Origin of the sequence: Pseudoxanthomonas sp. (assembly GCF_027498035.1) — a bacterium.
GTDB lineage: Bacteria > Pseudomonadota > Gammaproteobacteria > Xanthomonadales > Xanthomonadaceae > Pseudoxanthomonas_A.
Genome location: NZ_CP114978.1, coordinates 1,979,523 through 1,991,967 on the forward strand (window position 1 = coordinate 1,979,523; position 12,445 = coordinate 1,991,967).

Genomic DNA, 12,445 nt, shown 5'->3' on the forward strand with positions numbered 1-12,445 from the left:
TGACAACCATGCGTCGGCCTGTTCCACGGGTAAGTTATTGAAATAGATATAAAATATCTTCATGGCGTTTTTTTCACCAATGTGACGCCGACCCACAGCACACCGGATTTTTCGCGTGGAGCAGGCGCGCCATGCACAGGCTTATCCACAGGCGGTGTGGATAAGGGAGTTTTCCCAATGGAGACCGGCAGTTGCGCGCCTTTCGTTAACCGGCGGACAGGTTCCTGACGCAAACGCACATACGCCTGTCCGCACTGACCGGTGTCCTACACTTGTCGCCGATGTCACCCACCCTGGTTCTCCGTGTCGCCCTGCCGGTCCCGCTGCGGCAGGCATTCGACTACCTGCCGCCCGCCGGACGCCCGGCCAGGTCCGATGACCTTGGCCGGCGGGTCCGGGTGCCGTTCGGCAGCCGCGAACTGGTCGGCGTGGTCATTGCGGTCGCCGCACCCGATCCGGCCGCCAGCGAACTGCGCGCCGCCCTGGACATCCTGGATGAGGCCCCGCTACTGGCCGGCGAACTGCGCCGCTCGCTGCAGTGGCTGGCCGGCTACACCCATGCGCCGCTGGGCGAAGTGCTGGCCACCGCCCTGCCCGGCCCGCTGCGCCACGGCGAGCCGCTGCCGGTGCGCGAAGCCTGGCGCTGGCGCCTGACCGAGGCCGGTATGACCGGCCTGGACCGCCTGCGCGTCGGCAGCAAACCGCGCCTGCTGGCCGAGGCCCTGCGGGGCGACGGCCTGCCGGAATGGCAGCTCGACGATACCCAGCCCGGCTGGCGCACGGCCGCACGCAGCCTGGCGCAACGTGCGCTGGTCGAACGCGTGGCCGAACAGGTCGCGCCCAAGCGCCTGCCGATGCAGTCCGGACCGACCCTCAACCCCGAGCAGGTCGCCGCAGTCGCCGCGATTCCCGACCAGGGTTTCGCCCCGATCCTGCTGGAAGGCGTCACCGGCAGCGGCAAGACCGAGGTCTACCTGCAAACCATCGCCGCCTGCCTGGCACGCGGCAAGCAGGCACTGGTGCTGGTGCCGGAAATCGGCCTGACCCCGCAAACGCTAGCGCGCTTCCGTGCGCGTCTGGGCGTGGAGGTGCATGCACTGCATTCCGGGCTGGCCGATGGCGAGCGTGCGCTGACCTGGGCCGCCTGCCTGCGCGGCGAGGCACGGGTGATCGTCGGCACGCGCTCGGCGGTGTTCGTGCCACTGCCCGAGGCCGGGCTGATCGTCATCGACGAAGAGCACGACGGCAGCTACAAGCAGTTGGACGGAATCCGTTACCACGCGCGTGACTTCGCCCTGGTGCGCGGCAAGGCGCTGGACGTGCCGGTGATCCTGGGCAGCGCCACGCCGTCGCTGGAGACGCTCTACAACGCCCAGGCCGGCCGCTACGCGCACCTGCGCCTGGTCAAGCGTGCGGGCGATGCCAAGGCGCCGACGGTGCGCGTGGTGGATATCCGCAAGCGCCCGCTCGCCGCGGGCTTGTCGCCGGAAATCCTGGCCGCCATCGCCGCCCAGCTACAGGCCGGCGGCCAGGTGCTGGTGTTCAAGAACCGCCGCGGCTACGCGCCGGTGCTGCTGTGCCACGACTGCGGCTGGAGCGCGCACTGCAACCGCTGCGACGCACCGATGACCGTGCACGCGGCCGGACGCCGGCTGCAGTGCCACCACTGCGGCCATCGCAAGCCGGCGCCGCCGGCCTGCCCCGACTGCGGCGGCCTGGCACTGCAACCGCAGGGCGTGGGCACCGAACGGCTGGAAGAGCTGCTGGCCGACACCTTCCCGCAGGTACCGGTGCTGCGCATCGACCGCAGCACCACCCAGCGCAAGGGCGCGCTGGAACAGCACTTCGCCACCCTCGGCGATGGCCCCGGCATCCTGGTCGGCACCCAGATCCTGGCCAAGGGCCACGACCTGCCGCTGCTCACGCTGGTCGTGGTGGTGGGCGTGGATGAAGGCCTGTTCTCGGCCGACTTCCGCGCCGGCGAAAAACTCTCGCAGCTGCTGATCCAGGTGGCCGGCCGCGCCGGTCGCGCCGCACGCCCGGGCCAGGTCTGGCTGCAGACCCACCACCCTGGGCACCCGCTGCTGGAAACATTGCTCTCCGGCGGCTACCGCGCCTTTGCCGATGCCGAACTGATCCAGCGCCAGGCGGCCGGTTTCCCGCCGTTCGCGCACCTGGCCATGATCCGCGCCGAAGCCAAGCAGATCGAGCACGTCCAGGCCTTCCTGCGTGCCGCCCGTGCCGCGCTGGCCCACGCCGATGCCAGCCTGGAACTGCACGGCCCGCTCCCCGCGCCGATGCCGCGCCGCGCCGGTTTCCAGCGCATGCAACTGCTGCTGTCCTCGGCTCAGCGGCCGCGCCTGCACGCCGCATTGCAGGCCGCCCTGCCAACCATCGACACCCTGCCCGAGGCCCGCCGCGTGCGCTGGTCGCTGGATGTGGACCCGGTCGACCTGTACTGAATTCAGGCCGGCTCCGGCTGCGCCACGCGCCTACGCTGCGTCAACGCCGCCAATGCGCCCTTCAACGCTTCCGCATCACCCGCCGGCACCTCGTGCCAACGACCATCGACCGGCAGTCCACAGGCCGCCGTGGCGATCACCGGCCTGTCATTGGCCATGGCCAGCAGCAGACCACGCGGCTGGTGTTCGACCCATGCCGGAAGCACCACCACGTCCGCCTGTGCGATGCCAGCCTCAAGGCTTTCCACGTGCCGCACCTGGCAACCTGTCCAGAATCCGGGCGACTCCTGCGCACCGGGCGGCAACAGCAGGAGGCTGTCGCTGCCCTGCAATGCAGTCCGCAAGGCATGGATGCCCTTGCGTGCCAGCGGCGAAGCCGGCAGCAGTACCCACAGCCCTGGACCCGTCGGCCGCCGGAGCCTGGCCGGTAACAGCGCCGGCGTCGGCACCCGCCATGGCAGCGCGACGCCAGCCTTGCCCGCCAGGTGCAGGATCCCGTGATGCGGCGTGATCCAGGCATCGGCCCTGGCCAACGCGGCCGCCTCGTCGGCCAGCCAGGTCGCATCGACGCGGAAATCGACCAGCGTCCGGCTGTCCCCATGCCTGTCCGCGGCCTGGTCCAGCCGGGCCTGCAGGGCGGCTGCAGGCAGTGCGGTCATCGCCACCTCGAAACGCCGGCCCGCCAGCATGCCCACCCTCCACCAGGGCACCAGCAGCGCCTGCGGGATGACCAGCCTGCAATCGGTGAAGTGCAGTTGCCCGGCCAGCAGGCGCGCCTGGCGTTCAGCGTCTGCCAGACGACGCTGCGGCAGCGGCAGGCCGCGCTGGCGCCAGCGGCGCCACAGCCGCAACGGCAGCAATGCATGGTCATTGCCCAACGTCAGCACGCGATCGGCCGGAACGCACCGCGCCGCGCGATCGGCCGCGAACTCCGGCCATTCGTCCGTCGTCCGGATCCAGGTACGGTGCGCGTGCAACGGCTCAGCACGAGCGTGGCGCCAGCAGCCCACGCCATCGCAGGTGTGGCAGGCATTGGCCTTGGCCAGCGCGATCGGCGCTTCCGGGACGACGGCGGCCGGCCGCACTGCAGCAGGCTCCAGGCCACGGATCACGACCCGCAAGGTCTGCGCATCCATGTCCACTTCGATCCGCCAGGCCTGTGCGCCGCGCAGGCGCAGGTCCACGTAGTTCCAGAACACCGTCGCATCGCGGCCTTGCACCGACTGCGAACCCGGCACGATCCGCGAATGCGCGTGTCGTTCGACGACCTCCAGGCCAGCCAGCAACGCTGCGTCGTACAGGGCATTGGACAGCTGGCACAGGCCGCCACCGACCGATGGCACCAGGCAACCTTCCCGCAGTTCGCGCCCGACCACGAAGCCCCGGTCGCGGGTCGCGCGCCCCACCTGCTTCCAGAACCCCAGCACCTGCCCGGCCGGCACGACCACGCCATGCAGGCCATGAGCGGCCGCGCGCAGGTTCTGCACCTTGCCCGCGGTCAGCAGCGCATCGTCATCGTCCACGGTCCACAGTGCGGCGGTCGAAGCAGCCAGGATCGGGGCATCGGCCAGCGCAGGCGTGCGCACATGGCGCCGCGGCCCGTTGCGCAGGTCCCGGAAGGCACGCTGCAGGCGCAGCAGGCAGGCCTTGGTAGCAAACCACCCCGCATCCCATCTGGTGGGCAGATGACGGGGCACCCGTACTGGCGTGGTGCCCCCAACGCGCTCCATCACTCCGATTCCTCATCCTGCGTGCCGATGCCCTGATGCATCCGGCAATGAGGGTAAAGCATGCGGGAAGGCCTGAACCTTCCGCCAACCCGCGCGACCGCGGGGGCCCCTTCGTTGCGCGCGACGCCGGCAGGTTGAGCAGAACGCATCAAAAAGTCGAATTGACTTGACGGCAGCATTTGGGTTTGCGTGACAAAATCAGGCCATCGCGCGCGACAGGCTGCCTTGCGCCCGGCGCCGCCACGACTTTCTCACTGCCGTTGTCCCTTCCCATGTCTCTTGCCAAACACCATCTGGTCATCGTCGGCGGCGGTTTCGCCGGCCTGTGGGCCGCGCGTGCGCTGGACGATGCGCCCGTGCGCATCACCCTGATCGACCGCCACAACCACCACCTGTTCCAGCCGCTGCTCTACCAGGTGGCCACCGCCGGCCTGTCAGCGCCGGACATCGCCGCGCCGCTGCGCCACATCCTGCGCGACCAGCGCAACGTCGAAGTGCAGCTGGGCGAGGTCACCCAGCTGTTGCCCGAGGAACGCCAGGTCGAACTGGCCGACGGCACCCGCATCGGCTACGACAGCCTGCTGTTGGCCACCGGTGCCGGCCATGCCTACTTCGGCAACGACCAGTGGGCCCAGCACGCGCCGGGCCTGAAGACCCTGGACGACGCCCTGCGCCTGCGCCGCGAGATGCTGGTGGCGTTCGAGCGTGCCGAAGCCGAAACCGACCCGGCCAAGCGTGCGGCATGGCTGCACTTCGCCATCGTCGGCGGCGGCCCGACCGGCGTCGAATTGGCCGGCACCCTGGCCGAGATCGCGCGCCACACGCTGAAGGACGAGTTCCGCCACATCGACCCGCGCCAGGCCCGCGTGCGCCTGATCGAAGCCGGCCCGCGCGTGCTGCCATCCTTCCCCGAGGACCTGACCGACAAGGCCCGCAAGCAGCTGGAGAAGCTGGGCGTGGAAGTCAGCACCGGCAAGCCGGTCACCCACATCGACGAGCATGGCTACCAGCTGGGCGATGAAGCCTTCGCCGCGCGCACCGTGGTGTGGGCCGCAGGCGTGGCCGCCTCACCGCTGGCCCGCCAGCTCGGCGTGCCGTTGGACCGCGCCGGCCGCGTGCTGGTCGAGCAGGACCTGAGCGTGCCCGGCTATCCGGACATCTTCGTCGGCGGTGACCTGGCCGCGATCCAGCAGGCCGACGGCAAGCCGGTGCCCGGCGTGGCGCCGGCTGCCAAGCAGATGGGCAAGCACATCGCCAAGGTGCTGCGCGCACGCCTGGCCGGCAAGCCGGCGACGCCGTTCAAGTACAGCGACTTCGGCAACCTGGCCACCATCGGCCGCATGGCCGCGATCGTGCACCTGGGCAAGTTCAAGCTCTCCGGTCCGCTGGCCTGGTGGTTCTGGCTGGCGGCCCACGTGTACTTCCTGATCGGCTTCCGCAACCGCTTCGTGGTGCTGGTCAACTGGGGCATGGCGTACATGAGCTACCAGCGTGCCGCACGCATCATCTTTGGCGAAGCCTCGCGTGAAGTGGTGCCCGATGATGGTCTGCCGCAGTCGCTGCCGGAAGCGGACAAGTAGCGCGCTGCCGGCTGAAGCTACAACGCGATACCGCATCACACGAACGGCGTGGATTTCCACGCCGTTCGTGTTTTCAGCGTTAGGAACCCGCGGGCTTCGCCGCAATCGGGATCACCATCGGTGTGGCGGTCACCGGGTCGGGCACGATCATCGCGCGCATGCCGAAGACCGTGTCGATCAGCGCCTCGGTGATGACCTCGCGCGGCGGGCCGCTGGCGACAATCTCGCCGTCCTTCATCGCGATGATGTGGTCGGCGTAGCGCGCAGCCTGGTTGAGGTCGTGCAGCACTATCACCAGGGTCCGTCCGCGCGTGCGGTTGAGCGTGCGGCACAGCTCCAGCAGCTCGTACTGGTGGGCGATGTCCAGGTAGGTGGTGGGCTCATCCAGCAGCAGCAGCGACGTGTCCTGGGCGATGGCCATCGCCAGCCAGACGCGCTGGCGCTGGCCGCCCGAGAGCGCATCGACCGGCTGCTGGGCCAACGCTTCGACGCCGGTCTGGCGCATCGCCTGGCGCACGGCGTGTTCGTCCTCGCCGGACCATTGCCGCAGCAGCGTCTGGTGCGGGAAACGGCCGCGCGCGACCAGGTCGGCCACGCAGATACCTGGCGGCGCGACCGGCGACTGCGGCAGCAGGCCAAGCCTGCGTGCGACCTGCCGCGTGGGCTGGTCGCGGATGTCGCGTCCATCCAGCAGCACCCGCCCGGACTGCGGCTTGAGCAGCCGCGCCAGCGCGCGCAGCAGCGTCGACTTGCCGCAGGCATTGGGGCCGATGATCACCGTCACCTGGCCGGCGGGTATGCGTACGTCCAGGCCGCGCGTGACCTGGCGCGCGTCGTAGGCCAGGGTCAGCTGTTCGCCGGCCAGCGGCGAGGAATCGGCATCGTGTGGAGGCATCTTGGGCTTCATCGTGACGGGCGCTGGCGGGTCAGCAGCCACAGCAGGTAGGCGCCGCCAACCATCCCGGTCATGCGCCCGATCGGCAGGGTGATGGACCAGGGCATCAATTGCGCGACCAGGTCAGCGACCAGCAACAGGCACGCGGCCATCGCCGCCGAGGCCAGCACCGGGCGACGACCGCCGCTGCACAGGCGCATGGCCAGCTGCGGCGCAGCCAGGGCGACGAAGGCGATCGGCCCGGCCGCGCCAGTGGCCAGCGCCGCCAGCACCACGCCACAGGCGATGGCCAGCAGCCGCGTGCGTTCGACACCGATGCCGAGCTGGCAGGCCAGGTCATCGCCCATTTCGATCAGTTCCAGCCTGCGCGCCATCGCCTGCACCAGCGGCAGCAGCACGACCACGCCCAGCAGCACCGGCACGGCGTGATCCCAGGTGCGCGCATCCAGCGACCCGGCGCGCCACAGGTTGGCCATCACCGCGGTATCCAAGTCGCCCTTGACCAGCATCAGCCCGTTGAGCGCGTCCAGGATCGCACCGATGCCCACGCCGACCAGCACCAGGCGATAACCGCCGCTGACACCGGCACGCAGGGACAGCAGGTACACCAGCACCGCGGTCGCGCAGCCGCCCAGCACCGCGGCCAGTGCGACCTGCAGAGCGCCACCGCCGAACAGCACGATCTGCGCGATCGCACCGGTCGCCGCGCCCACGGTGAAGCCGATCACGTCCGGCGAACCCAGCGCATTGCGCGAGACCGACTGGAAGATCGCACCGGAGATGCCCAGCGCCGCCCCCGCGAACAGCGCGGTCAGCGCGCGCGGCAGGCGGATGTCCAGTACGACGCGCGCGACGATCCCACCATCGCCATGGCCGAGCAGCACCTGGAACACCTCCGCCGGCGACAGCGCCATGCGCCCGACCAGCAACTCGCAGATCGCCAGCAGCACCGCCAGCCCGCACAGCGCCGCCGCTACGTACACGCCACGCAGATGGACGCGCATTGAGACACCGGCCAGGCGCCACACGCGCTGCGCAGCAGGTCCAGTGTTCACAGGTGCGCGCTCCGGCGCTGGCGCGCCAGCGCAACGAAGCACGGCCCGCCGATCAAGGCCGCCATGATCCCCACCCCGATCTCGCTGGGCCAGGCGATGACCCGGCCGAGGATGTCGGCCGCAAGCAGCAGCAGCGCAGCGACCAGCATCGAGGCCGGGATCAGCACCCGATGCGCCGGCCCGACGATCCTGCGTGCCACGTGCGGCGCGGTCAGCCCGACGAAGGCCAGCGGCCCCGCCGCGGCGGTGGCCGCGCCCGCCAGCACGACCACCGCCAGCATCGCCAGGCCCCACGTCCGCAGCGGATGGGCGCCCAGGGCGTGACCCAGGTCTTCGCCCAGGACTACCGCATCGAGCGAACGGGCCAGCGCCAGCGCCAGCGCGCTGCCGATCAGCGTCGCCACCGCGACCGGCCACAGCACGCCCACACCGCGGCCCTGCAGCGAGCCGACCGACCAGTGCCGGAACTGGTCGTACACCGCGTCGTCACTGTTGAGCAGGATCACCTGCGTCAGCGCCTGCAACACCACCGTCAATGCAACGCCTGCCAGCACCAGGCGTACCGGGTCGATTCCGCGCCGCGCACCGCCCAGCAGATACACGCCCGCACCGGCCAGCGCCGCGCCGCCCATGCCACACCACAGGTAGCCGGTGACATCGGTGATGCCAAACCCCGCCACCGCCACGGTGATCGCCGTGGCCGCGCCGGCATTGATGCCAAGCAGCCCGGGATCGGCCAGCGGATTGCGCGTCAGCGCCTGCATCACCGCACCGGCTGCGCCCAGCGCGCAACCGACCACCACCGCGATCAGCGTGCGTGGAATGCGCAGCAGCCTCACCAGCAGGTGGTCGCTGTTGTTCGGATCGAAGGCGTGCACCGCCTGCCAGGTCGTGGTCAGCGAGAGCGTGCGCGTGCCCACGCAGCCACTGACCACCATCAGCGCCAGCAGCACGCCAACACCGGCCCACAAACCGAGGCGACGCAGGCGTGCGGAGGACAGCCAACCTTTCAAGACAGGCAACGCGTGATCAGCCGTGCGTGCATCGCATGATCAAAGGCCTCACTGGCCGAACTTGTGCACCAGATCGTCCACGATCTCGCTGGCGCTGTAGTAGTCGATGCGGAAGGAATTCTTGCCCAGCCCGTGGACCTGGTGCGCGCGCACCGACGGCAGCGTGGCCAGCACCGGATCGCTGGAGAATTTCTGCGTGCCGCTGTCGTCCACGCTCAGCAGGAAAGTGGTCTGTGCGGTCAGCTTGGAGAGATTTTCGTACGGCGCCCAGATGAAATCCTTGCGCTGGCCGGCGTTGGTCTGCCATGACGGATCAGGTTCTTCGATGTCGAAGCCCAGCGCGCCCAGCAGGCGGCCGTGCGCGCTTTCGCGCGTGGCGATGGGATTGCCCATGCCCGCGCCGTTGAAACTGATCAGGTTGGTCTTGCCGGCCGGCGCACGAATCTTTGCCCTGGCCTGCGCCACGTCCGCCTCGAAGGCTGCGATACGCGCCTCGGCCTGTGCCTCGTGCCCGGTGGCGCGGCCCAGCTTCAGGGCCAGGTCCTGCCAGGTCTGGTCGCCGTAATCGAGCACGATGGTCGGCGCGACCTTGCGCAGCTCGGCCAGCTGCGGCATCGCCGAATCATTGCCGCTCACCGCCACCACGATCAGGTCCGGCTTGACCGCATAGGCGGCTTCCAGATTGACGCCGCCGGCAGGCCAGACGTCCTCGACCTTGCGCGCCTGCGCGACCTGGGCCCACTGGGCGAAGAACTGGTGCTTGGCACTGGACGCACTGGCCACCACGGGCGCGTCGATCGCCAGCAGCGTGCCGGTGATCGCCACCGAGGTCGACAGGATGCGCACGGGCTGCGCGGGGATGTCGGTGGTGGTGCCATCGGCGTTGTTGAACGTGCGCCACACCGTGGCGGCCGGCTCGGTGACCGCGCCCGCCGTCTTGCCGGAAGGGCTGCCCCCGCCACAGGCCGCCAGCGAGACCGCCAGCAGCGCAGTGAACAGGCCGCTCCAGCCGCGTTTGAAACCCGATGCGACACGCATACCCGCAATTCCTTGTTGTTCGTCAAAACAATGCGACGGCCTGGACATGCCAGGCCGTCGCAAAGAGGGAAACGCTACACGGATTCCGCATCGCGCAGCGTCGAACCGCTTACCTGCGAGTCACGATGCGCGTGACCTGGTCGCCCTTGGGATCATCCTCGCCGCGCGACTTGTTGATCGCATACACCACGCCCTTGCCGTCGGCATGGACATGGTTGGGCAGCGTGCCGCCATCGAGGTTGGCCACGACCTTGCCGTCGCGATCGACCACGGCCAGCGTGCCCGAGGCGCGATTGCTGACATAGGCCAGGCCCGAGACCGGATCGACCGCCACGTTCAGCGGGCCCGCGCCGACCGGCACGTCGTGTTCGACCTTGCCCGTCGCCGGATCGACGATCAGCAGGTTGTCGCTGCCCTGCGCGACCACCAGCAGGCGCTTGGCGCCGGCGTCCCAGCCGACCCCGATTGCACTCGTCGCGTTGCCCAGTGCGATCACCTTGTCGACGGTGTCGGTCGCGGTATCGATCACCACCGCCTCGGGCGTGCCGATGCTGGCGGTGAACAGCTTGCCGCCTGCCGCGTCCAGCGCCAGGCTGGTGGGCGTGAACTTCTCGCCGCGCCGGGCACTGGCGATCTCGATGTCCTTGAGCTGCTCAAGCGTGTTGGTGTCGAACACCGCCACGTGGGTTTCGCCCGTGGCCGAGACATAGGCCTTGTGGCGCTGCGCATCGACGATGACATCGCGCGAATGCGGCACCGCTTCGGCCGGGAACTGCTTGACTAGCGACAGGTCGGACTGGCGGTACACCGCCACCGTGCCCTGGCGCGTGTTGGTCACCCACACATTGCCGTTGGCATCGTCCACGCCCACGCCATAGACCGCGTACAGGCTGGCCTCGCGGGCCGGCTGCCCTTCCGCCGCAGGTGGCGTCGGCGCCGCCTGCGGGGTGACCCGGGCGACGATCTTGAGCGTCTTGGGATCGACCTTGACCAGCTCGGACTGCTTGACCGGCGGGCGACCCACCGCCGAGGTCACGAACAGCGCGTTGCTCTTGGCGCTGTAGGCGGACTGGTACAGGCCGCGAGCCAGTGGCGCGCGCTGGAGCGACTGCTTCGGGGCGCTGGACAGCGCCAGCTTCGGCGACACCTTCAGCGAGAACACCTCGGCCGCGTCCGGCCCGGCCACGCGCACCAGCAGCGGATGCTGGCCCGGCACCGCATCGGCCGGCACCGGCAGCTGCGCGGTGAACTTGCCCTGCGCATCGGCCACGTACGGCTGCGCGTTGAGCACGGTGTCGCCGCGCGACAAGGTCACCTGCTGGCCGGGCTTGAAGCCCTCGCCGGCCAGTTCGACCGTTTCGCCGGCATAGGCCACCGGGCTCTTCAGGCTGAGCTTGCCGGCAAAGCTGGTATCAGGTGCGGTGAAGGCGCCCTGCTGGGCCAACGCCCACGGCGCGGCACCCAGTGCCAGGGCCAACAGCGAGACGCGTAGGACGCGGGAGGAACGCAAAACAAGGGAATGCGGGTACATGGACAAGCCTCTTGGTGGATCGACGCGCACGCGTCGTCGGGGTCATGCCTGGGAATGACGCGCCTGGGCTTTGGAGGGAACTCGCGAGCGCCGACCAACGGCGTCGCGCGATGTGGGGACAACAGGGCTCATGGCGCGATGCGGCCGCTGTGGTCGGCGATCCCGGCCACCGCATGCAGCGCATAGAGCAGCGAGGCCGGCAACGTCGGGCCGTGGCTCAGGCCTTCGAATTCGCGGTATTCGACCTGCAGGCCGGACACCTGCCGGAGTCGCTCGGACAGGTCGAACGCCGCACCCGGCGGCGCATCGGCCACGCGCATGAGGTGCGATGCCACGCGGGGATTGGCCATGTTGCGATTGCTGTTGTCCGGATGGCGCTCGGCGCCGCCCAGCATCAGCAGCACGCGCGCCGCGCGGCCTGCATTGCCTGCCACGAACTGCTGCTCCGGTGCGCCCAGCATCATCCCGTGGTCCCACCACAGCGACGGACTGGCCGGCGCGTAGGTCTGGAAGTTCGCCTGGCCGCTGTACAAGGCCTGCAGCACGAACAGGCCACCGAACGAATGCCCCCACAATGCCTGCCGTTGTGGATCGATGGGCGCGCGCCGGGCGACTTCCGGGCGGATCTGGTGTTCGATTGCCTGCAGGAAAGCCGCGGCACCGCCACCGACGCGCTCAAGCGCGTCGCCTTCGCCACGCGTCGTCGCCGAGGGCGTGTAGTCGCGCGTACGCGCCTCCGTATCGACGCGCTGCTGGTTGTCGTAGCCGACGAACACCAGCACCTGTGGCGTGGCGCTGGCCAGTTCGTCCAGCAGCGCATCGTCGAACACCTGCAGCGCCGCGTTGCCGTCGAGCATCCAGAACGCCGGGAAGCCGCCGGCTGGCGCCGGCCCTTCGGGAACGCCCAGGTTGATCCGCCAGGTGCGCGTGCCGTCCGGGCTGGACACGACAAACCGCTGGAACCGGTAATGGGCCGAGGTCCGTTCGGCCACGGTCTGGCCGATGTCCTGCTGGGCCCGGCCACGCTGCTGCGCGCCTGCCACCGGGATGGCCGCCATTACGGCCACGGCGAGCAGCGCGGGCGCCAGGGACCGTGGCAGGCGGCGGGGAGACGATGCAACGCGGGACATCAAACGCATCA

Annotated in this window: 9 protein-coding genes; 2 read left to right on the forward strand and 7 right to left on the reverse strand. The window is 69.7% G+C overall.

Annotation, left to right across the window (positions count from 1 at the left end):
• Positions 1 to 281: 281 nt before the first annotated feature.
• The gene (locus O8I58_RS08540; protein WP_298322291.1) at positions 282 to 2,462 is read left to right on the forward strand and encodes a primosomal protein N'; all 2,181 of its coding nucleotides are present in this window, start codon (positions 282 to 284) and stop codon (positions 2,460 to 2,462) included.
• A 2-nt stretch (positions 2,463 to 2,464) separates the two neighbouring features.
• Here O8I58_RS08540 and O8I58_RS08545 read toward each other — a convergent pair whose 3' ends face one another.
• The gene (locus O8I58_RS08545; RefSeq protein ID WP_298322292.1) at positions 2,465 to 4,192 is read right to left on the reverse strand and encodes a VanW family protein; all 1,728 of its coding nucleotides are present in this window, start codon (positions 4,190 to 4,192) and stop codon (positions 2,465 to 2,467) included.
• Positions 4,193 to 4,452: 260 nt separating this feature from the next.
• On the opposite strand from O8I58_RS08545, the gene O8I58_RS08550 reads away from it, so the two are divergent.
• Positions 4,453 to 5,772, forward strand: a complete 1,320-nt coding sequence (locus O8I58_RS08550) for an NAD(P)/FAD-dependent oxidoreductase (protein WP_298322293.1) — start codon at positions 4,453 to 4,455, stop codon at positions 5,770 to 5,772.
• 79 nt (positions 5,773 to 5,851) lie between these two features.
• Here O8I58_RS08550 and O8I58_RS08555 read toward each other — a convergent pair whose 3' ends face one another.
• The 6 genes from O8I58_RS08555 to O8I58_RS08580 all read right to left on the reverse strand — a co-directional run bounded on the left by O8I58_RS08555 (position 5,852) and on the right by O8I58_RS08580 (position 12,434).
• A complete protein-coding gene (locus O8I58_RS08555; protein WP_298322294.1) occupies positions 5,852 to 6,667 on the reverse strand; it encodes an ABC transporter ATP-binding protein in 816 nt (271 codons plus the stop codon).
• Between the two features lie 8 nt (positions 6,668 to 6,675).
• Complete coding sequence (locus O8I58_RS08560; protein ID WP_298322295.1) at positions 6,676 to 7,671, reverse strand: FecCD family ABC transporter permease; 996 nt, start codon at positions 7,669 to 7,671, stop codon at positions 6,676 to 6,678.
• Positions 7,672 to 7,718: 47 nt separating this feature from the next.
• Positions 7,719 to 8,735 (reverse strand): FecCD family ABC transporter permease, encoded by a 1,017-nt coding sequence (locus O8I58_RS08565; protein ID WP_298322296.1) that lies wholly within the window; start codon positions 8,733 to 8,735, stop codon positions 7,719 to 7,721.
• Positions 8,736 to 8,783: 48 nt separating this feature from the next.
• A complete protein-coding gene (fepB, locus tag O8I58_RS08570; protein ID WP_298322297.1) occupies positions 8,784 to 9,773 on the reverse strand; it encodes a Fe2+-enterobactin ABC transporter substrate-binding protein in 990 nt (329 codons plus the stop codon).
• 109 nt (positions 9,774 to 9,882) lie between these two features.
• The gene (locus tag O8I58_RS08575) at positions 9,883 to 11,283 is read right to left on the reverse strand and encodes a YncE family protein (RefSeq protein WP_298322298.1); all 1,401 of its coding nucleotides are present in this window, start codon (positions 11,281 to 11,283) and stop codon (positions 9,883 to 9,885) included.
• Between the two features lie 149 nt (positions 11,284 to 11,432).
• The gene (locus O8I58_RS08580) at positions 11,433 to 12,434 is read right to left on the reverse strand and encodes an alpha/beta hydrolase (RefSeq protein ID WP_298322299.1); all 1,002 of its coding nucleotides are present in this window, start codon (positions 12,432 to 12,434) and stop codon (positions 11,433 to 11,435) included.
• Positions 12,435 to 12,445: the final 11 nt, after the last annotated feature.

What these genes read in the sequence shown, in the direction of transcription:
- O8I58_RS08545 (WP_298322292.1), bottom strand. Translation starts at nt 4,192, where the DNA reads ATGGAGCGCGTTGGGGGCACCACGCCAGTACGGGTGCCCCGTCATCTG.
- O8I58_RS08540 (WP_298322291.1), top strand. Translation starts at nt 282, where the DNA reads ATGTCACCCACCCTGGTTCTCCGTGTCGCCCTGCCGGTCCCGCTGCGG.
- fepB (WP_298322297.1), bottom strand. Translation starts at nt 9,773, where the DNA reads ATGCGTGTCGCATCGGGTTTCAAACGCGGCTGGAGCGGCCTGTTCACT.
- O8I58_RS08555 (WP_298322294.1), bottom strand. Translation starts at nt 6,667, where the DNA reads ATGCCTCCACACGATGCCGATTCCTCGCCGCTGGCCGGCGAACAGCTG.
- O8I58_RS08560 (WP_298322295.1), bottom strand. Translation starts at nt 7,671, where the DNA reads ATGCGCGTCCATCTGCGTGGCGTGTACGTAGCGGCGGCGCTGTGCGGG.
- O8I58_RS08580 (WP_298322299.1), bottom strand. Translation starts at nt 12,434, where the DNA reads ATGTCCCGCGTTGCATCGTCTCCCCGCCGCCTGCCACGGTCCCTGGCG.